A 20,440-nucleotide genomic window follows, 5' to 3' on the forward strand; every position below is an offset into this window, starting at 1 on the left:
ATGAAAGTAGCTATTGCTGGTACTGGTTACGTGGGGCTTTCAAACGCAATGCTTCTTGCTCAGAATCATGAGGTTATAGCAGTTGATATCATTCCCGAAAAAGTAGAGATGCTAAATAGCAATCAATCTCCGATTGTTGACATTGAAATAGAAGATTTTTTAGTGAATAAATCGCTAAACTTTACAGCAACCATAGATAAAAAATTGGCTTACCAAAATGCAGATTATATCATCATAGCAACTCCCACTGACTATGATGTTAGCACTAACTACTTTAATACTTCTTCAGTAGAAACTGTTATTAGAGATGTTATTGCTATCAATCCAAAAGCTATTATGGTGATAAAGTCTACTGTACCAGTTGGTTACACTGAGCGTATCAAACGGGAATTGGGGTGTGATAATATCATTTTTTCTCCTGAGTTTTTACGTGAAGGTAAAGCACTCTACGATAACTTATATCCTTCTAGGATTATAGTAGGTGAAAAATCCGAACGTGCGAAGGTCTTTGCTGAGTTACTTGTTGAAGGCGCACAAAAAGAAGATGTAAAAGTATTATTTACAGACTCTACAGAAGCTGAAGCCGTAAAACTCTTTTCGAATACTTATCTCGCGATGCGCGTCGCATACTTTAATGAGCTGGACTCCTATGCTGAAGCTCATGGGCTAGATTCACGGCAAATTATTGATGGGGTTGGACTAGATCCTAGAATTGGCAATCACTATAACAACCCTTCTTTCGGTTATGGCGGGTATTGTTTGCCAAAGGATACCAAGCAGTTATTAGCCAATTATCAGGATGTTCCCAATAACATTATTGGGGCTATTGTGGATGCTAATCGTACCCGTAAAGACTTCATTGCTGATTCCATTTTGAAGCGAAATCCAAAAGTTGTAGGGATTTACCGTTTAATAATGAAGGCTGGCTCAGACAACTTCCGTGCATCTAGTATCCAGGGGATCATGAAACGGATTAAGGCTAAAGGGGTTGAAGTAGTTGTATATGAGCCAGTGCTTAATGAGTCTGAGTTTTTCCACTCTATAGTGATAAAGGATTTAATTGAGTTTAAGTCTAGCTGTGATGTGATAGTTTCTAATCGAATGGTCGAAGAACTGAGTGACGTGGCGGATAAAGTGTATACCCGAGATCTGTTTGGTTCAGATTAACAATTTGTCAAATAGTCAAGGCTATTCGCTTTAGTCTATTTTGTAGCTATTAATCAATGGGATGCCGAACGAATGAGACGGTTTTGAGACACAATCTCACGACTGTCTCATTTTTTGTGCAAATCACGGTTACTTGATTATTTTGTTAGACTTTTTACGTTATAATCGCCTAGTGACCTATTGGGATGTTTTTGCGTTTCCTCTTGTTTAGTTTGATGTAAAGCTGTCTTAGTATCGACTAACTAATCGAAATTAAAGACATGGACGTTTTGTTCAGTATACTTTTTATACTGGTTCAGATCAGGCTCTGTTAACGGAGCCTGATGAGTCCTGCTTTTAATTATCATTTTGGTTTAGTAAACCATCGAGTCTAGTATGTCTACCAGTTTATCCGTAGTCAGTGTATTTTTAAGTTCGTTTGTCTTTTTGTTTGTATACCGTAAGTTAGCTAAAAAAATTGGCCTGGTCGACAAGCCTAATGAGCGCAAGTTACATGTAGGCCAAGTGCCATTGATTGGTGGCATTTCAATCTTTACCGCTATCATGCTGAACATCTGTTTGGTGTTCGATGTGACGAGTAATGTGATGCTTTACATGGTTTGCTCCACGGTACTGATTGTACTAGGTGTGCTTGATGATCGTTTTGATCTCAGCTTTAAAGCCCGTTTGTTGGTGCAGGCAGTGATTTCGATGGCGATGATTTTGATCGGTTATAAGAGTCTATATTACTTAGGCTTTATTGCTGGTGATGAAGCGTTGATCCTACCAACTTTTGTCAGTTACGTCGTGACCATTTTTGCCGTGATCGGGGCCATTAACGCCTTTAATATGGTTGATGGCATTGATGGTTTGTTAGGTGGATTAGCTTTGGTGACCTTTGCTGCACTGGGTTATATGTTTTATGGTGCAGGGCAGATAGAGTTAGCACACTTTTGTTTATTGCTCATGGTGGCGATGCTGCCTTATATCCTGCTGAATTTAGGCTTTCCTTTTGGTCGTCGTTTTAAAGTGTTTATGGGCGATGCCGGCAGTATGTTTATTGGTTTTACCGTTATTTGGTTGTTGATTGAAGCGAGTCAGGATCAGCAAGAGGTGGTCATTCGCCCAGTTACTGCGTTGTGGTTTATCGGGCTTCCGTTAATGGATATGGTGTGTATCATGTCGCGCCGCATCAAGAAAGGTCAATCACCGTTTAAGCCCGATAGAGAGCATTTGCATCACATCTGCCAACGTGTCGGCATGTCGCCAAGAGTATCATTATTGGTGATTTGTTTGATTGCGACCATGATGGCGGCTGTAGGCGTTTGGTCTGAGTATCGTGAGATTAATGAAACTGTGATGTTTGTCTCATTTTTGTTGGTATTTGCTTTGTACTATCTCGCGATAAGTTACGTCTGGCGCATTACCGCATTCATGCATCGATGGTTTAAATTCACAAAGCCATCGTAAAATATGCCTGGCTTCAGGTACAAAGTTACAGTGTTTTATGTTGAACCGTTTTTACCTTGTCATATAGAGGTTATACTGTATGACTGGTAGTTGTTGGCGGTAGGGACCGGTATGGTTCCTCGTCATTCTATATTGGCTTAGGGAAGAGAGTTTATGGAATACTTTATACCGTTTGTGACGGTGTTTTGCTTAACGTGTGCTGCGATTAAGTTGTTTCACCCAATTGCGGAGAAAGTCGGCTTAGTAGATTTACCAAATGAAAGGAAAACACATGTTGGCGCCATACCGTTAATTGGTGGGGTGGCTATTTATTGTAGTGTCCTGCTTGTTTCCAGTATTGTGTTTGAACAAAATCAGGTATTTAACCTTTACTTGATTTCTGCTGCACTGATATTGTTTTTGGGGGTACTGGACGACAAATATGATTTGTCTGTCCGCGTTAGAATCGTGGCGCAAGTGATCACTGCTTCGATCCTGGTCTTTGGTGCAGGGTTTTATCTTACATCACTGGGTCATATCACATATTTCTTTGAGTTAAAGCTTGGATATTTAGGTGTTTTTGTCACCATATTGGCTGTTATTGGTGCAATTAATGCCTTCAATATGGTGGATGGTATTGATGGCTTAGCCGGGATGTTGAGTCTTGTCACCTTTACCTCTCTGGCTTTGCTGTTTTACGCTGCTGGTAATGATTGGTTTATTCTTCCACTACTTTTCATTAGCTCAATCATTGGTTACTTGATATTCAATTTGAGATGGCCTTTTGAAACCGTTCAAAAAATCTTTATGGGCGATGCTGGGAGTATGTTGATTGGGTTGACGGTAGTATGGTTGCTCGTGTTGGGGGTTGAAGCGGATGTTCAGGTATTTGCCCCCGTTACTGCGCTGTATTTGATTGGTATACCGTTAATGGACATGGCTGCAATCATGTATCGCCGAGTTAAAAAAGGGATGTCACCTTTTAAGCCAGACCGGGATCACCTCCACCATATATTTGAAAGAGCGGGTTACAGTCGAAAACAAACGCTGATACGGATCTCTCTTGCCTCTATAGCGCTAGCTGCAATTGGTATTTCCGGAGAGTGGATGCATGTACCTGAATGGATTATGTTTTTTGTTTTTGTCGCGATTTTTGTGGCCTATAACTGGGCATTAGCACACATTTGGCAAATATTAACCTGGCTTCGTAAAGCTTAGCTTATTGAGTTATTGGGGAAAAATCCTCTCATGAGGATTTTTTTGTGCGTTTTATATAATCGGAATTTTTATGAAAGTTGTTATTCCCGTAGCGGGACTTGGCACCCGTATGCTTCCTGCGACCAAGGCTATCCCGAAAGAGATGTTGCCGCTTGTTGATAAGCCACTTATTCAATACATAGTGAATGAATGTGTTGCAGCTGGTGTGAAAGAGATTGTGTTGGTAACGCATGCCAGTAAAAATGCTATTGAGAACCACTTTGATACCTCCTATGAGCTTGAGTCGACGCTCGAGAAGCGTGTAAAGCGCCAGCTGCTTGAAGAGGTGCAATCAATTTGCCCTAAAGACGTGACCATTATGCATGTTCGTCAGGGCGAGGCTAAGGGGCTTGGTCATGCCGTACTTTGTGCTAAACCTTGCATAGGCAACAACCCTTTCGCAGTCGTTCTGCCGGATGTGATCTTAGATGAGTATAGTGCCGATCAAAGCTCAGAAAACCTTGCGGCAATGATTAAACATTATAAAGCGACTCAAGCTAGCCAAATCATGGTAGCGCCAGTGGCTCTAGATGAAGTAAATAAATACGGGATTGCCGATTGCGGTGGAGTGGATATCGCACCTGGTGAATCATCAGTTATAAAGGCTATGGTTGAAAAACCAGCCATAGATGAAGCCCCGTCTAATCTTGCTGTTGTAGGTCGTTATGTTTTGTCAGAACAAATTTGGGATTTACTCGCTAGAACACCCGCAGGTGCAGGGGATGAGATCCAATTGACAGACGCAATCGACATGCTGATTGAATCTGACACTGTAGAAGCCTTCAATATGACGGGTAAGTCTCATGATTGCGGCGACAAGCTCGGTTATATGACAGCTTTTGTTGAATACGGCTTACGTAATGAAAAGCTGGGTAAAGAGTTTCGTCAGCAGTTAGAGAACTTGCTAGCACAATAATCTAGGTGAGAATTTTAATGCCCACTTTGGCTTGCTGGAGTGGGCATTTTTTATTTCAGGGTAGTGTATTATCTATTGAGAGCTTTAAGCTAACACCAAATGAGAGCGATATAGTGAAAGGTATTTTATTAGCCGGTGGTAATGGCACGCGGTTATATCCCATCACACGTGGCGTATCTAAGCAGCTGCTTCCGGTGTATGACAAGCCAATGATCTATTATCCGCTCTCTGTTCTTATGCTGGCGGGGATCCGCGATATTTTGATCATCACAACCCCTGATGAACAGATGTTGTTTCAGCGTTTACTCGGCGATGGCAGTGATTTTGGAATTTCGCTTTCCTATCAAGTACAGGCAAAACCTGAAGGGATAGCGCAGGCTTTTATCATTGCCGAGGAGTTTATTGGTACCGACAGCGTGTGTTTGGTGCTGGGAGATAATGTGTTTTATGGGCAGGGGTTCAGTCTCACGTTGAAACAGACTGTAGCTGACCTCAGCAATGTTGACTCAGTGAGTGCGACTATCTTTGCCTATCAGGTCGACCACGCTGAAAGATTTGGAGTGGTGGCGTTTGACGCTGATTTCAACGCCTTGGCAATCGATGAAAAACCAGCTTTCCCCAAATCTAACTGGGCGGTTACCGGGCTCTATTTTTATGACAACCAAGTCATCGATATCTCTAAAGAATTAAAACCCTCAACGCGTGGTGAGCTTGAAATTACTGAAATCAATCAATCCTATTTAAAGCGCGGGCAGCTAAAGGTCGAATTATTGGGACGTGGCTTTGCCTGGCTCGATACCGGTACGTTCGACAGTCTGCAGCAGGCTTCATCTTTTGTTCAAACCATAGAAACAGTGCAGGGGCTAAAAGTCGCTTGTCTTGAAGAGATAGCCTGGCGTAATGGCTGGCTAACCAATGAGGATATTCAACGTCTTGCCAAGCCTATGCTGAACAATAGTTATGGGCGCTATTTGATGTCTTTGATAAGCGTCGTGTGACAAAGCATGCTAATTGACAAGAAGTGAGAAAGCGTAGAGCGTTAGGTATAAAGAGTTTCAGGTTTTTAGCTATGAATGGAGTCGCCGAACCGACTTCAAATTGCGAGCTCTGTTATGGAGGATAGCGGTCAAAATGATTAGACTTGAGTCTCTGCTTCTTTCTTCTTTTACCTTGTATCTTACTAATGGAATCACCGATGAAGTTTCTTGTTGATGTACATGCACATACCATTGCTTCGACCCATGCCTATAGTACGGTTCATGATTATCTGGCTGTGGCAAAAGAGAAGGGCATCAAGCTGTTTGCCATTACTGATCATGGGCCCGATATGGCTGATGCGCCGCACTTTTGGCACTTCGTCAACATGCGTGTATTGCCTCGGATTGTCGATGGTATAGGTGTGCTGAGAGGCATTGAAGCCAATATTAAGAATGAAGATGGTGATATTGATTTCTTTGGTAGTTATCTCGATGAGTTAGACATCGTGCTGGCGGGGTTTCATGAGCCAGTTTTTCCGCCATCGACCGAAGCCATCCATACCAAGGCATTGTTTAACTGTATCGAGAGCGGCAAGGTCGACATCATTAGTCATCCGGGCAATCCTGCCTATCCAATCGACATCAAACGCGTGGCAGAAGCGGCCGCGACCCATAATGTTGCCCTTGAGATCAATAACTCCTCATTTTTGACCTCGCGGCAAGGTAGCTTGAAAAACTGTACGGCAATTGCCCGTGCAGTAAAAGAGGCTGGAGGCTATTTGGTCTTGGGATCAGACTCCCATGTTGCCTTCAGCTTAGGTGGCTTTGACAAAGCGATTGAGTTGATTCAAGAAGTTGATTTCCCGATTGAGCGAATTCTTAACCATAGTCCCAAAGCCCTGCTGGAGTTCTTAACGTCAAGGGCCATAAGGGGCTGGATGAGTATGCGAGCATTGTTTAAGGGGCGATGTTTCAATCATGAGGTAAAGTCTCGAATGAGTAAAATAGCAGTTGAACGATTACTCATGTTTAAGTGAGGCTGCCGACCCTCGACCCTCGACCCTCGACCCTCGACCCTCGACCCTCGACCCTCGACCCTCATTCCTTAATTTCCAATCTCCAAACATCTCGATTTCTATTCCATTTTCTCTTCGATTACTTGTTATTTCTTTTTGGTATAAATAAATTAATATTTATAACTTCTAAAACGACTCCGTGCTGGTATTATCCTGTTTAGGCCGATTTTTGGTTAACCATGCTTAGATTTTATGTTGAATGAAATGTAGAGTAGGTTGGCATCTTGGTTAATAGCAATTTGATAACATTGGAATAAAACGGAAAGCCATATGTCTACACAGCAAACCCATCTTAAACAACTCGAGGCTGAATCGATTCAGATCATGCGTGAAGTTGCCGCAGAGTTTGAAAATCCCGTGATGCTCTATTCCGTTGGTAAAGACTCTTCTGTGTTGCTGCATCTGGCGCGCAAGGCATTTTATCCCGGCAAGATCCCGTTTCCTTTACTGCATGTCGACACTAACTGGAAGTTCAAGGAGATGATCGAATTTCGCGATCGCATGGCCAAGCAGTATGGTTTCGATCTCATCGTGCATAAGAACCCCCGTGGCCTGGAGATGAACATCTCTCCCTTTACCCATGGCAGTGCTAAACATACGGATATCATGAAGACAGAGGGCCTTAAGCAGGCACTCGACATGCATGGTTTCGATGCCGCCTTCGGTGGCGCCCGCCGAGATGAAGAAAAATCCCGCGCCAAGGAGCGCGTCTACTCGTTCCGTGACAGCAAGCACCGCTGGGATCCTAAGAATCAGCGCCCCGAGCTGTGGAATATCTATAACGGCAAGGTCGACAAAGGCGAGAGCATTCGGGTGTTCCCGCTGTCTAACTGGACCGAGCTGGATATCTGGCAATATATCTATCTGGAAAATATCGAGATCCCATCGCTGTATCTCGCCGAGCCACGCCCGGTTGTTAAGCGTGATGGCACCTTGATCATGGTTGACGATGAGCGCATGGAGCTCGAACCAGGTGAAACCGTAGAGCAGAAGATGGTGCGTTTCAGAACCTTGGGCTGTTACCCGCTTACCGGCGCCGTCGAATCTCAGGCGACAACGCTGCCGGAAATTATTCAGGAGATGTTGCTGTGTACTACCTCAGAGCGTCAGGGACGGGTGATCGATAACGACTCTGCCGGCTCGATGGAAAAGAAGAAGATGGAAGGCTACTTCTAACTTAAGACATTGCATTGACGGCCCATTGGCCAGGTACGCAGCAGATAACGAATACGAGAAATACCATGACGACTGAAAACACATTATTGCAGACCGACATCGAAGGTTACCTAAAGCTTCACGAAAACAAAGATATGTTGCGTATCTTGACCTGTGGCAGCGTGGATGACGGTAAGTCGACCCTGATCGGCCGCTTGCTGTTCGATAGCAAGATGATTTTTGAGGATCAGATGGCCGCCATCGAGAAAGATTCTAAGCGTTTCAACACTACAGATCAGGCCTTCGACTTGGCGCTGCTGGTAGACGGTCTGCAGTCGGAACGCGAGCAGGGGATCACTATCGATGTGGCCTACCGCTACTTTGCCACCGAGCAGCGTAAGTTTATCATCGCCGACACGCCGGGCCACGAGCAGTACACCCGCAACATGGCCACAGGTGCGTCGACATCCGATCTGGCCATTATTCTGATCGATGCCCGTCATGGGGTGCAGGTACAGACACGTCGTCACAGCTACATCTGCTCACAGCTTGGCATCAAGCATGTGATCATCGCCATCAACAAGATGGATGCGGTCGGCTACGACCAGGGGATCTATCAGGGGATCAAGAAGGCGTATCGCGAGTTTGCCAAAGATCTTGCCTTTACCGACGTGCGCTTCGTGCCGATCTCGGCGCTCAAGGGCGATAACGTGGTGAACGAGAGCGAGAACATGACCTGGTATCCAGGTTCGACCCTGATCAAGCTGCTCAACACGGTTTCCGTCGAGCAGGACAGGAGCGAGTCGTTCCGCTTCCAGGTGCAATACGTTAATCGTCCAAACCTCGACTTCAGGGGCTTCTGTGGCACAGTGGCATCGGGCGAGATCCGTGTCGGTGATACCATCGCCGCCTTACCATCAGGTAAAGAGAGCCGCATCAAGTCAATCGTAACCTTCGATGGCGAGCTCGAGAAAGCTGTGGCAGGGCAGGCGGTGACCTTAACGCTCATCGATGAGATAGACGTCAGCCGCGGCGACATGTTGGTGCGTCCCCACGATAAGCCGAACTCGACCACTCATTTCGAGGCCGACGTGGTGTGGATGACCGAAGAGCCCCTGTGTGTCGACAGAGAATATGCGCTTAAGCTTGGCAGCAAGGCGGTATACGGCTATGCCGATGCCATCAACTATAAGGTGGATATCAACCATCTGACTCAGCACAGCGCTCAGCAACTGGCGCTGAACGAGATGGGCAACTGTCACTTCTCGGTTACCGAACCTGTGCAGTTTGACGCCTATGACGACAACCGTGCCACCGGCGCCTTCATCATCATCGACAGGCTCACCAATGTGACTGTGGGGGCGGGCATGATCCGCAAGGCGATCGACGCTGGCAAGGGCAAGCAACGTGAGATCTCGGCCTTCGAGCTGGAGATGAACGCCTTAGTGCGTAAGCATTTCCCGCACTGGGGTGTTAAGGATATTTCCAAGGCCTAATTACTTATATCTTAGTGGCAGATATTAGTGACAGACATTAGTCGCGGATATCAGTTATGGACAGTTGAGGCCAAGGGCTAGCACTAAGTAAGGTGTTGAATATCGTTTTGATGGCCAACACCGACTTAAGACCGTTAGCCTGAGGCTTAAGAAAGCAAAATATGACATTTAATGCTTATCTCACCATCGCCATCTTCCTCGCGACTATCGTGGGGTTGGTGCGTTTCCAAAACCGGCCGGCGCTGGTGTTTGGCGTGACCCTGCTGGTGTTGGTGGCGTTTAATCTGGTGACCAAAGAGCAACTGCTCTCCAGTATGTCTAACCCGGGTTTGGTGACCTTGGTACTGCTGATCCTCTGCTCCTTTGCGCTGGAGAAGACCCGGCTGCTACGGGTCATCGCCGCTAAGGTGATCGTCAGCGGTTATCGTACCACCTGGCTGCGTCTTTACGGCATGACGGCGCTGAGTTCGGCCCTGCTTAACAATACCGCCGTCGTGGCGACTCTGTTATCGCCCATTCGCAATAACCCGCATCATGTGGCGAGTAAGTTGTTACTCCCCCTGTCTTATGCGGCGATACTGGGCGGTACCCTGACCCTGGTGGGGACCTCGACCAACCTTATCGTCAACAGTATGGTGATAGATGCGTCAGGTCAGTCGCTCTCTTTCTTCTCTTTTACGGCCATCGGCGCCTTGCTGGTGCTGGGCTGTGGTCTGGTGCTGCGTATTGCCTCAAGATGGCTGCCGGATATTGCTCACCAGGAGACCTGCTCCAAGGGCTACTTTATCGATGCCAAGGTGGTGGCGGGCTCCGAGCTGATTGGCCGTTCGGTGGAAGATAATGGCCTCAGGCATCTCGAATCCCTGTTCCTGGTCGAAGTAGTGCGTAATGGTCGCCTGATCAGCCCAGTGACGCCCACCGAGGTGCTGCAGCAGGATGACAGGCTGATCTTCAGCGGCGATATCGCCAAGGTGATGCAGCTTAGTCAGTTCTCTGGCCTTGAGATGTTTGCCGAAAAAAATGGCCTGCTCGACAGCAACCTCACCGAAGTGGTGGTAAAGCAGGAGAGCGTGCTGGTGGGCAAGACCATGAAGAAGGCGGGGTTTCGCGCTCTGTTTGACGCCGCCGCCGTGGCCATTCGCCGTGACGGCGAAGAGATCTCGGGAAAGCTCGGCGAGGTGCAGATCAAGGCGGGCGACTTCTTGGTGCTGGCCGTCGGTAAGGACTTCCTTACCCGCCACAACATCAGCAAGAACTTTATCGTCATTAGCGGCGTCGAGCCCGAGACTCGAAACAACGGCAAGAAGGCTTGGATCTCTATCGGTGGCTTCGTGCTGACACTGGTGCTCGCCGCCACAGGCGTGGTTGAGATGCTCCAAGGGATGTTGCTGCTGCTGGGCGTGTTGATTTTCACCCAGTGCCTCAACGTCAACGAAGTGGTGCGCCGCTTCCCGGTAGACATCTGGCTGGTGGTGGCCTCGGCGATCTTGCTCTCCCACGCCCTGGTCAACAGCGGCGTGGCCGAATTGGTGGCTAGCTGGGTAGAGGGGACGGCGGAGAAAGAACATCTGATGCTGGCGTTATTGCTGGTTTATCTCGCCACCTGGCTGATGACAGAGCTTATCACTAATAACGCGGCGGCGGCGCTGATGTTCCCCATCGCCTACAGTATCGCCTTGGGCTTCGGGGTGGATTTTCTGCCGTTTGTGATGACGGTGGCTTTTGCCGCCAGCGGAAGCTTCATCAGCCCCTATGGTTATCAGACCAACCTCATGGTGTATAACGCCGGTCGCTATCGCCTGATGGATTTTGTTAAGGTAGGCGTGCCCGTAAGCCTGACCTATGGGGCCATAGTCCTACTGACAGTACCCTTGTTTTTCCCGTTTTAGACGATGGGCGAGACGATGAGTTTCGTCCATCGTGATTGCAGTTAACCCGTTAAGGAAAGCCGATGTCCCCCTACAAGACAGTCGATGTTAATGTGAAATCCAGCGATGTTCAGTGGCATCAGGCCAGCGTGACTCACGCTGAGCGCGAGCAGGCCAACGGCCACAAAGGCGCCGTACTCTGGTTTACCGGCCTGAGTGGCTCGGGTAAGTCGACGGTAGCCAACGCGGTCGACCGTCTGCTCCATGACAAGGGCTGTAACACCTATGTGCTCGATGGCGATAATGTACGTCATGGACTCAATGGCGACCTGGGCTTTTCCGATGAGGACAGGGTCGAGAACATTCGACGTATCGGCGAGGTAGCTAAGCTGTTTGTCGATGCCGGTACTCTGGTATCAACCGCCTTTATCTCGCCATTTGCCGCCGATCGTCAGCTGGTGAGAGATCTGCTGACGGCCCATCAGTTTATTGAGGTCTTTATCGATACGCCGCTTGAGGTGTGTGAGCAGCGCGATCCCAAGGGACTCTACAAGAAGGCGCGCGCCGGTGAGATTAAACATTTTACCGGTATCGATTCTGCCTACGAGGCGCCGGTTTCCCCCGAGGTGCATGTAAAAACCGCCGAGCAGACAATAGAAGAATGTGCACAGCAGGTCGTTGATTACTTAATTCGGCAGGGACTGCTGGCCTAGCTAAAACTCTGGCTGAGCACCTGGCTCGAGCCAGCCTACGCCTCTTGGGCGCCTACCCAGTGTGTCTGGCCGCTCGTTTGCCTCATCCATTGCTCTAGGGCGCCGAAACTGCTCGGCGCATCTGCTTGCCAGTAGGTTTCGGCCAGCTGGCGATAATCCTCCATCTCTTCTGCCTTCACGCTAAAGTCTCCCGCGGCTAAAAATGTCAGCAGCTCGCCAAAATCCTTAAGATGCCAATGGCGGGCACGCGTCTTATCCAGCAGGGGGAGCGATGCGGCGTAGTCATACAGGCTGCGCTCGGCTGTTACCGCTTGTTCTTGTTGCTGATGCCGGCTCTGTTTGCCGCTATCCAGGTCGTAGAGACGAAAAGTTAAGCCATGGTAGAGGGCATCGATAAACAGCGATGAGGTGTCTGTGATCAAAAGGTCTATCTGACCGAGAATATCGTACACATCCTCTCTTTGGGAGATATCTATGATGTTGGCAAAATGGCTATAGCGCCCAGCCTGATGGGCCTCGTTGGGGTGAAACCTTAGCAGCAGCACCTGCCCATTGGCCCGCAGGCTCGCCGAAAGCTTGGCCCAGTTAAAGGCCTGGTCATAGGGGCTGGTCTGGTTGGATTGCTCCTTAAGGCCTGTGTCACGCCAGGAGGGAGCGTAGAGAATCGCCTGTTTAAAGGGATGACCAATCAGCTGGCTGAGAGGCGTTGCCGCGCTTGGGTAGCGGCTAAAATAATCGGTACGTGGATAACTGGCCCTGAGCAGTTGCTCGGGCTTGAGCCGAAAGGCGCTTTGGAAGCAGCGACTCATCTGAACGCTGGGGCTGAGCATCAGATCCGGGCGAATATGCTGCTGATGGTAATTGAGCCTGGCAGGCTTGGGGGAGCGGTAGATCTCGGCCAGCGGGCCAGAGTCGATATCGAACTCAATCTTTTTCATTGGCGAGCCATGCCAGAGGTTCACCTTTACCGCACCTTTCCCCAGATGTTGATTAATATCCCCCAGATAGCTGCTGTAAAAGTAATACTTTGCCGTCAGGCAGTGATAGATGCCTTGCAGGGAGCGGCGAGGGTAGGCCTCATGGCCCTGGGCTCTGAGGCGTTTAATCAGCGCTTTGTCGCCGCTTATCCAGATGCAGCGGATAAAGGCTTCGCGGCGCCAGTGCAGGTAGAGGTACTTGCTATTGTCGGTGAAACGATTCTTATAGCTGCCAAAGACCGCCTTGTGGCTGCGGGGGGCGTAGGCAGACAGCTGATAGATGCCCTGGGTGACCAGTGCCCTTATCAGTGACACTAGCTTGGTCCCAGACAGTCTCATGAAAACCAATAGTCGCTTCATATCGCCTCCTAAGTCTCGTTAGTCTGAGCCGCTTTAGTCGTTTGAGGCATCGGGAAAGGGCCGCAAAAAGGCGAGATCGTTTTTTATTTCGGTCGTCGAGATCTCGTCGGTGCGGGGCAGGTAGATCACATCACACAGGTGTTGAAGATGATCGAAATGTCCCTGCCAGTCATCGCCGATAGCGAAGATATCGGCATTATATTTTTCAATATCAGTTACTTTCTGGCCCCAATGGGTCTCGGGCAGCACGAGATCCACATAGCGGCAGGCGGCCAGTATTTCGGCGCGCTGCTGGTAGCTGAAGAAGGCGGCCTTGCCCTTTTGGGCATTAAACTCGTCGGTAGAGACGCAGACGATCAGCTTGTCGCCAAGTTGCTTGAGCCTGGCGAGCAGTCGCACATGACCATAGTGGAACAGATCGAAGGTGCCGTAGGTTATGATGGTTTTCATCTTGCGCTCCTTATCCCTATAGATATTCACGTTTATCTGAATGAGTCATAGTGTCGTATTTGCATCGGTGAGCTTTGCTATCGTTACTCGGCAGCGAATCCTAGGCGCTGGCGCGCGATAAGCGTGTCGGCTGGGCGAAGCAGCTCGCTATGAGCCTCAGGTATTTCAGCTTGCCCGGTTCGGCGTTAAAGCTAAGGGCGACCAGCTGTTGCTCTTCCAGCGGTGCATCGTTCGGGAGTAGCAGCTGCACGGGTCCCCATAGCCCGACGGTCGCGCCGAGTCCATGCAAATTGCCATTGTCGGCAGGACTGCAATCGGCGCTGCAATCAGGGCTGTTACCAAAGAGGGCGAGCTTACCCTTGAACACTTGAATCAGGCCCGGCAGGCTGGCCAGCAGTGGGTTTGTGACTTGCCAGCGCTTGAGCCTGAAACCTAACCCTCTGTTATTGGTCAGGTCCTGGCTGCTAACCAGTGGCCGCTTGGACTGAATAGTGAGATAGGCGCCTATGGCCAGTTGTAGTGGTAGCGTCAGTAGCAGGAGTGCCAGGGCGAGCACTCTGTCACTTAGCCTTACTCTGTTGTTTATGTCCGTGCTATTTATGTCATTGGCTTTAAAAGTCATGCCTTGGCGATGCTGCGCCGCGCGGTTGGGGGCTATGAGGCTCGCATCTTCTATGCTGATATAGCCCTGATGCTCCAGATTGATCAGCAGGCGCTGACAGACGATCGCCCTATGAAGGTTGAGATCGCGTCCCACATAGGTGTTAGGCAGTACCAGGCTGTCACTGAGCTGGGCGCCGGCATCGATGAGACAGTGCTCGCCAATCACGAAGTCGCCATCCAGGCGCACGTTGTCATCGAGCTGGCTGCATTGTCCTATCATGCCCTGGCCATTGGCCGCGCCGTTAAACCGTACTTTCTGTGCCAGATAACACCCGCCGCCATTTTCGTTGGCCTGAAAGCGCTGTTGGGGTTTGAGCCTCGCCAGGCGATTGCTGGCAAAGTTGAGGTTGGCGGTTAGGTAGTCATTCAGGCTGTCTAGGTGGTGCTGGTGGCCATGGAGTACCAGAGTGACCCCCTGAGGCTTGCTGGCAGTTGCGCTGGGGTGGGCGGTGAGCGGCCAATTGAGATGGTCCAGATTGGCGCTGGCGCCAGGGAGCATGATCATCCCAGTGGGCATGCCGGTTATTCTGGCGCTGACCAGCTCCTTGGGAAACTGCTTGGCAAAGTCGATGAACGCCTTTATCACTGGCGTGCGCAGTATATCGCCCCTAAGCAGCAGGGCAGGCTGCTCCGGCGTTAACTGCAGGCGGTATATCACCTCGGATGCTGGCTCATCCGCTCTACAGAGAAAGTAGTCGATATCGAGTCCCCAGCGTTCGCCCTTGCCAAGCAGCGCTTCGATGTCGCCGGCCTGAGGGCCCAGAACCAGTTTGACTTGGGTGATACCGGCATTGCTGAGATCGTCCAGGGTGTACTCAATCAGCGCGCGATTGCCCACGGGCAGCAGCGCAGGGCAGTAGTATTGATCCAGCGGTGCTAACTCATGACCCGAACGATTGGCTAAGATGATGGCTTGCATAAGGTTGCTCTCCACAACAGATTAATAGGCGCCCCTGGCGAACAGCACGGCGGGTATGGTTTTAAGCAGTAAGCGGATGTCGGCCCATAGGGATTGCTGGTAGATGTAATCCACATCCAGCAGCACCTGCTTGTCGAAGGGAATATCCGAGCGGCCGCTGACCTGCCAGATGCAGGTGATGCCGGGCTTCACCGACAGACGGCGGCGATCGCTAAGGCTGTACTGACTCACCTCGCTGGGTAGCGCCGGGCGCGGGCCGACCAGTGACATCTCCCCCTTGAGCACGTTCCATAGCTGCGGCAGTTCATCGATAGAGGCCTTGCGGATCAGCTTGCCGATACGTGTGATGCGGGGATCGCGCTTCATCTTAAACAGCACGCCGCCATCCATCTCATTGCTGGCCTTGAGCGCCGCCAGTCGCGCCTCAGCATCCTGGTACATTGAGCGAAACTTCCACATGGTAAAGGGCTTGTTGTTGAGGCCCGCGCGCTGCTGGCTGTAGAGGATGGCCCCAGGTGATTCGAGGCGGATCAGCAGCGCGGTGAGCAGCAGCAGTGGCGTGAGCAGAATAAGCAATATGCCTGCGCCCAGGATATCCAGCAGGCGCTTGCTGATGCGGTTAAGGCTGAGTCTCAGGGCGTGTAAGCTGCGTTTTAGCTGCGAACCTTGAGTGCGACCTTCAAGTCTCGGCGTGCTTATTTGGTGAGCCAAGGGCGCCTGGCCAGCTTGAGCTCTAGCTTGAGTTTGTGAAGAGTGCGGCGCACGGCGCAGCTTGATTGAGATGGTCTCAATGAGTACGTGATAGAGAAATCTGGGGTTTCCCAGTAGGTAACGGCGCCACATGCGCGCGGGCTCAGCCAGCAGGCGGGCTATCCACTCCATGCCTATCTGACGAACCCAGAGCGGGGCGCGTATGATGCGCTCCGAGTAGAAATCGAACAGGCCGCCGACGCCTATGCCCACAGCGACATTGAGCTGGGCCTGGTATTTGGCCAGCCAGAATTCCTGCTGGGGCGCACCCATGGCCACCAGGAGTATGCTGGCCTTGGAGGCGTTGATCTGCGCGATCACCTTAGCCGTCTCCTGCTCAGAATCTAAATAGCCATGATGGGTACCGGCGATATTGAGCGCCGGGTATCTGGCCTGCATCTTGTCGGCGGTCAGCTGGGCGATGCCGGGGCGGCCACCTAGCAGGTAGATGGCGTGACCGGACTTGGCCAGGCGCTCACACAACAGTGGGAACATGTCGGTGCCGTTGAGGTTATCCCCAAGCGGCGTGCCCTTGAGGCGACTGGCTAGCCTAAGCCCCAGGCCATCGGCCAGGATTAGATCGGCTTGGGTCAGGTTGTGATGATAGGCCTTATTATCGCGGCTAATGTTCATGCAATCTGCGTTGACGAAGCAGTAGCGCTCCATAGCGCCTTGTCGCTCACAGGCTGCAAGCATACGCTCAAGTAGTTGATTCATGCTGAGATTGGCAATCTTAAGCCCAAACAGTGAGAGGCTGTGGCGACTGCCTGGCAGGCTTGGTGCCAGCAGCGTCATGGTGACGCTGCGCAGTAGCGCTAGCAGATAGCCTTGAGGACTGGCAAAGGCGCCGTCTATCGCCGCTTCTGGTGATTCGAAACTCAGCCCCATTCTCAGGTACAGCTGCTCAAAATTGATGAGGCCTGGGCGTGAAGGTGCGTTTGGTGCCTGAGTCAATGCCAGCTGCAGGCGATCGCCTATTAGGCTGACATCTCCCCTGACGAGGTTCCAAATGCTCGGCAGGGCGGCGAGGTAACTCCCCTGATAGAGGCGATAGAGGGGGCGAACCCGGCTCTGGCCATCGAAGAAGTAGATGGTCTCCAGCGCCTGGCCACGAAAGAGTCTGCAATAGGCTATCGCCGCCAACAGGAGCGGCGCCCAGATGGGCAGAATTAGCATCAGCAGCGTGAGGTCTATGGCGCGCACCATGTTAGGTATAGATGTAGGCTTGCTCGCCAAGCTGGCCTCTGTGACATTATGCTCCTTGTTGGCAATGCTGCTGGTGGTGACCGACTGGGCGGCGCGCATCTCATTTCCCATGGTGAAGCTCCTCTTGCTTGACTGGCCTGGCGCTTGTTAATTGGCTCGTATTAATGGGCTCTGCTTAATTCACTTTAAAAAATGAATCATGCCTACAGGCTAGGTAGCACAAGGGATGCCAACTTTAATATCTGTTGTAAAACAGTTGGTTAGTGTTTTTTGCTTGCTGTCTTTTCGCATCTTGAAGTGGGCGGACTGCGCCCTGCATCGCGTATTGCAATTTTTTCTGTTTAGCATTTGCAAGGCATTGGCGAGGTATAAGCTAGGCATTAGTCAGGTATTAGCAGACTTGTCACTGTACTTAAGTTGTTTTGCTTTGCTCAGTTGAAAAGGAGCCGCCCACTCATGCTGGCAGTGGGCGGCGCGGTGATGAAAAAGCGCTTACTGTGAAACTATTACTGTGAAAACTCTGTTACTGGGAGATAAGCGACCCCTTGACCCCATCTTTGACTATTCGCTGGCGCTGACGCCTGCCGATGATCTCCTGCCCCAGCTGCTCGCAGACCTGGTACAGGGGCTTAGGCAGCAGCCATAACAGGTAGGCGGCGCCCAGGGTGGTGAGGGTGCGTCCCGTCTCCTTTAGCAAGATCTGCGGCGCATGGAGCAGGGCGCGGTTTACCATGTGCACCGCCATCTTGCCGTTACCGCTGCGGATCGATTGGCGCGCAAGGTAGCGCAGCTGATAGCCGCGGGCATGACGCTCGTGCTGTTTCAGTACCTTGGGGGCAAACAGGCGCGCCTTGGTGATCATCTTCTCCCAGGAGGCCAGCTGCTTGTTGACGTCCGCCGACAGCCCGGCAGGGTTAAGACGATAGTAGGTGAGCGGCTCGGGGATCCCTGCCATCAACCAGCTGGTGGTGGCAACAATTCGCAGCCAGCACTCGATATCTTCCGACTGGCGAAAACTCTCGTCGAAATAGCAGCTCTGCAGACCTTCGCCGTCGCGGATTTGAAAGCGGATGGCATTCAGGGTCTCGCGGCGGATCACTGGCGCCGAGCCGTTGCCGACCGGGTTACGGCACAGGAGGTGGGCCGCGTCTATGCCGTTCAACTGGGGCATCTGATAGAAGTTTGTCGGGGTGCCGTCATGTTCCATGAAGGCGGAGCGGGAGAAACTAATCCCTACCAAGGGGTGTCTGTCCAGATGCTCCACATGGCGTGCCAGCTTGTCGGGGTGCCACTTGTCGTCGGAATCGAGAAAGGCCACATACTTGCCGATGGCGTGACGCACGCCCGTGTTGCGGGCGGCGGCCAGCCCCTTGTTGACCTTGTGCTGCACTATGCGCACCCGCCTGTCTTGCACCTGCTGACAGATCTTGAGGCTGTTATCTGTGGCGCAGTCGTTGACCAAGATCAGCTCGAAGTCGGTATAACGCTGGGCGAGCACAGATTCGATCGCCTCACCCACGAAGGCCTGCACATTGTAGACGGGCATCACAACGGAAACGGTAGGACTCATAATGACTCTCCTTGAAGGCTAGGGCTCGACGGCGCGAAGGCGGGCAAGCTGAGGTATAGATAGAGGGAAAACAGGGGCAGTACAATGAGGTGCAGGGCGAGTACCGCCGTGGCGATACCGACCAATCCCCATGGACTGGCGAGCAAGATGCCCAGCATCAGCAGCGCGGTAAAGGCGCCGTTGCTGATGAGGTTGAATCGGCTCTTGCCCAGGGCGATCAACAGCTGGCTGGCGGCCTCACCGAGGGGACGGGTGAGACCGCTTAGACAGAGCAGCAGGAAGATGGGCAGGGCGCCGGCATCTATCCATTGCTGGCCATACACCAAGGGCAGATACCAGGGGGCCAGCAGCGCCTGTAACGTGATGAGCGGCAGGCTGATCCCGGCGATTAATTTCAGGGATTTAAGGTAGTGAGTGGCCTTATCCTCGCCGGCGCACAGGTGTGAGTAGAGCGCCGTGCCATAGCTCTGGATCAGCCCCATGCTGATCCCCAGGCTGGCGTTGAAGGCAAAGAAATAGATGCCCAGCGCCTCGACGCCCAGCAGGTAGCCGATTAACAGATAGTCTATGTTCTGGCGCAAAAAGAGCAGCAGATCGCTAAGGCCTATCTGCACGCCGAAGCGCGCCATCTGCGGTGTTGTCATGCCCGCTGGTAGTGAGCTGGTTTTAATACCTCTGTGATATGGCAGTGGGTTGTCTTGCCTGTGCACCCAGATCCAGACGAGTACGGCCAACACCTTAGGAACTATGATGGCCCAGATACCTAGGCCGAACAGGGCTAAAAGGGCGGTGAGCGCGCCATCGAACAGCGTCTGCCACAGCACGGCGCGGCCGACGATTCGCATGCGGTTATGTTTGAGGTTCTGCGCCGCGTACAGCATGCCAAAGGGCAGCAACAGATAGCTGCTGGCCATCAATAACATGGGGGCGATGAGGCCGGGTTTGTGGTAGTAGAGGCTCAGGGGAAGGCTCAGCAGGCACATGATGGTTAAGGCGCTCAGGCAGGCGATCCAATTGAGGCGGTTGGCGCTGCCCAGGCTGGCAATATAGTCTGAGCTATCCATCTTGATCAACGCCGCCGAGCTGATGCGCCGGGTTGGGGTGACCAGCAGCTCGAAGCAGGTGAGTATGATGGCGACCTCTCCAAACACCTCTGGGGTCAGCAGCCTGGCGATGATGATGCTGGCGCCCAGTCTGACGATACGGCCCAAGATCTGCGCCGAGCCCAGCCAGAAGAGGGCGTTGGCGAGGCGCTGCTCTGAGAGTCTGATAAAGAGATGGGTTATGTTGTTCATCTGATTTCCCCTTGTGCGTCCTGCGCCATTTCCGCCGCGGCTGTTGTCGAGTTGACCTGCCTTGCTACGAGCTTTACATCTCTTCTGCTCATTTCACTATCTGTGCCACATTTTTAAATCACATCGTTAAATAACTAACTAATTGTTTTTAATCTGGTATTTATCTTTTCATCTAAGAGGCGCTATCGCGGCAATAC

15 protein-coding genes and 1 pseudogene are annotated in these 20,440 nt (G+C 51.2%); 10 read left to right on the forward strand and 6 right to left on the reverse strand.

What is annotated here, in order from left to right:
• The 10 genes and pseudogenes from AYI87_RS17885 (at position 1) to cysC (ending at position 12,053) form a co-directional block, all read left to right on the forward strand.
• A complete protein-coding gene (locus tag AYI87_RS17885; protein WP_144204035.1) occupies positions 1-1,167 on the forward strand; it encodes a nucleotide sugar dehydrogenase in 1,167 nt (388 codons plus the stop codon).
• 375 nt (positions 1,168-1,542) lie between these two features.
• On the forward strand, positions 1,543-2,616 hold the full coding sequence (gene wecA, locus AYI87_RS17890; RefSeq protein WP_144204036.1) for a UDP-N-acetylglucosamine--undecaprenyl-phosphate N-acetylglucosaminephosphotransferase: 1,074 nt from the start codon (positions 1,543-1,545) through the stop codon (positions 2,614-2,616).
• A gap of 153 nt (positions 2,617-2,769) precedes the next feature.
• A complete protein-coding gene (wecA, locus tag AYI87_RS17895; RefSeq protein ID WP_144204037.1) occupies positions 2,770-3,813 on the forward strand; it encodes a UDP-N-acetylglucosamine--undecaprenyl-phosphate N-acetylglucosaminephosphotransferase in 1,044 nt (347 codons plus the stop codon).
• Positions 3,814-3,883: 70 nt separating this feature from the next.
• Entirely contained in the window at positions 3,884-4,768 is an 885-nt protein-coding gene (gene galU, locus AYI87_RS17900) for a UTP--glucose-1-phosphate uridylyltransferase GalU (protein WP_144204038.1), read from the forward strand.
• Positions 4,769-4,881: 113 nt separating this feature from the next.
• Positions 4,882-5,766 (forward strand): glucose-1-phosphate thymidylyltransferase RfbA, encoded by an 885-nt coding sequence (gene rfbA / locus AYI87_RS17905; RefSeq protein ID WP_144204039.1) that lies wholly within the window; start codon positions 4,882-4,884, stop codon positions 5,764-5,766.
• Between the two features lie 197 nt (positions 5,767-5,963).
• Positions 5,964-6,706: pseudogene (locus AYI87_RS17910) on the forward strand (phosphatase).
• Between the two features lie 385 nt (positions 6,707-7,091).
• A complete protein-coding gene (gene cysD, locus AYI87_RS17915) occupies positions 7,092-7,997 on the forward strand; it encodes a sulfate adenylyltransferase subunit CysD (protein WP_144204041.1) in 906 nt (301 codons plus the stop codon).
• Positions 7,998-8,062: 65 nt separating this feature from the next.
• Positions 8,063-9,472: a sulfate adenylyltransferase subunit CysN gene (gene cysN, locus AYI87_RS17920; protein ID WP_144204042.1), complete on the forward strand. Its 1,410-nt coding sequence runs from the start codon at positions 8,063-8,065 to the stop codon at positions 9,470-9,472.
• Positions 9,473-9,633: 161 nt separating this feature from the next.
• A complete protein-coding gene (locus AYI87_RS17925) occupies positions 9,634-11,361 on the forward strand; it encodes an SLC13 family permease (protein WP_144204043.1) in 1,728 nt (575 codons plus the stop codon).
• A gap of 62 nt (positions 11,362-11,423) precedes the next feature.
• A complete protein-coding gene (gene cysC, locus AYI87_RS17930) occupies positions 11,424-12,053 on the forward strand; it encodes an adenylyl-sulfate kinase (protein WP_144204044.1) in 630 nt (209 codons plus the stop codon).
• A gap of 35 nt (positions 12,054-12,088) precedes the next feature.
• Here the strand turns inward: cysC and AYI87_RS17935 are convergent, their stop codons facing one another.
• The 6 genes from AYI87_RS17935 to AYI87_RS17960 form a co-directional block, all read right to left on the reverse strand.
• Positions 12,089-13,390: a CDP-glycerol glycerophosphotransferase family protein gene (locus AYI87_RS17935; protein ID WP_260865177.1), complete on the reverse strand. Its 1,302-nt coding sequence runs from the start codon at positions 13,388-13,390 to the stop codon at positions 12,089-12,091.
• 33 nt (positions 13,391-13,423) lie between these two features.
• Positions 13,424-13,840, reverse strand: coding sequence for a glycerol-3-phosphate cytidylyltransferase (gene tagD / locus AYI87_RS17940; protein WP_144204045.1), 417 nt, complete (start codon positions 13,838-13,840; stop codon positions 13,424-13,426).
• 100 nt (positions 13,841-13,940) lie between these two features.
• Positions 13,941-15,422, reverse strand: coding sequence for a sugar phosphate nucleotidyltransferase (locus AYI87_RS17945; protein ID WP_144204046.1), 1,482 nt, complete (start codon positions 15,420-15,422; stop codon positions 13,941-13,943).
• A 21-nt stretch (positions 15,423-15,443) separates the two neighbouring features.
• The gene (locus AYI87_RS17950; protein WP_260865178.1) at positions 15,444-17,489 is read right to left on the reverse strand and encodes a WecB/TagA/CpsF family glycosyltransferase; all 2,046 of its coding nucleotides are present in this window, start codon (positions 17,487-17,489) and stop codon (positions 15,444-15,446) included.
• Positions 17,490-17,901: 412 nt separating this feature from the next.
• The gene (locus AYI87_RS17955) at positions 17,902-18,948 is read right to left on the reverse strand and encodes a glycosyltransferase family 2 protein (RefSeq protein ID WP_144204047.1); all 1,047 of its coding nucleotides are present in this window, start codon (positions 18,946-18,948) and stop codon (positions 17,902-17,904) included.
• Positions 18,945-20,243 (reverse strand): oligosaccharide flippase family protein, encoded by a 1,299-nt coding sequence (locus tag AYI87_RS17960; RefSeq protein ID WP_144204048.1) that lies wholly within the window; start codon positions 20,241-20,243, stop codon positions 18,945-18,947. The genes AYI87_RS17955 and AYI87_RS17960 overlap by 4 nt, the downstream gene beginning before the upstream one ends.
• Positions 20,244-20,440: the final 197 nt, after the last annotated feature.

Origin of the sequence: Shewanella sp. KCT (assembly GCF_007636505.1) — a bacterium.
Classification (GTDB): domain Bacteria; phylum Pseudomonadota; class Gammaproteobacteria; order Enterobacterales; family Shewanellaceae; genus Shewanella; species Shewanella halotolerans.

Coding starts and splice junctions, on each gene's coding strand:
- AYI87_RS17885 (WP_144204035.1), top strand. CDS start 1: ATGAAAGTAGCTATTGCTGGTACTGGTTACGTGGGGCTTTCAAACGCA.
- wecA (WP_144204036.1), top strand. CDS start 1,543: ATGTCTACCAGTTTATCCGTAGTCAGTGTATTTTTAAGTTCGTTTGTC.
- wecA (WP_144204037.1), top strand. CDS start 2,770: ATGGAATACTTTATACCGTTTGTGACGGTGTTTTGCTTAACGTGTGCT.
- galU (WP_144204038.1), top strand. CDS start 3,884: ATGAAAGTTGTTATTCCCGTAGCGGGACTTGGCACCCGTATGCTTCCT.
- cysD (WP_144204041.1), top strand. CDS start 7,092: ATGTCTACACAGCAAACCCATCTTAAACAACTCGAGGCTGAATCGATT.
- cysN (WP_144204042.1), top strand. CDS start 8,063: ATGACGACTGAAAACACATTATTGCAGACCGACATCGAAGGTTACCTA.
- AYI87_RS17925 (WP_144204043.1), top strand. CDS start 9,634: ATGACATTTAATGCTTATCTCACCATCGCCATCTTCCTCGCGACTATC.
- cysC (WP_144204044.1), top strand. CDS start 11,424: ATGTCCCCCTACAAGACAGTCGATGTTAATGTGAAATCCAGCGATGTT.
- AYI87_RS17935 (WP_260865177.1), bottom strand. CDS start 13,390: ATGAAGCGACTATTGGTTTTCATGAGACTGTCTGGGACCAAGCTAGTG.
- tagD (WP_144204045.1), bottom strand. CDS start 13,840: ATGAAAACCATCATAACCTACGGCACCTTCGATCTGTTCCACTATGGT.
- AYI87_RS17945 (WP_144204046.1), bottom strand. CDS start 15,422: ATGCAAGCCATCATCTTAGCCAATCGTTCGGGTCATGAGTTAGCACCG.
- AYI87_RS17950 (WP_260865178.1), bottom strand. CDS start 17,489: ATGGGAAATGAGATGCGCGCCGCCCAGTCGGTCACCACCAGCAGCATT.
- AYI87_RS17955 (WP_144204047.1), bottom strand. CDS start 18,948: ATGAGTCCTACCGTTTCCGTTGTGATGCCCGTCTACAATGTGCAGGCC.
- AYI87_RS17960 (WP_144204048.1), bottom strand. CDS start 20,243: ATGAACAACATAACCCATCTCTTTATCAGACTCTCAGAGCAGCGCCTC.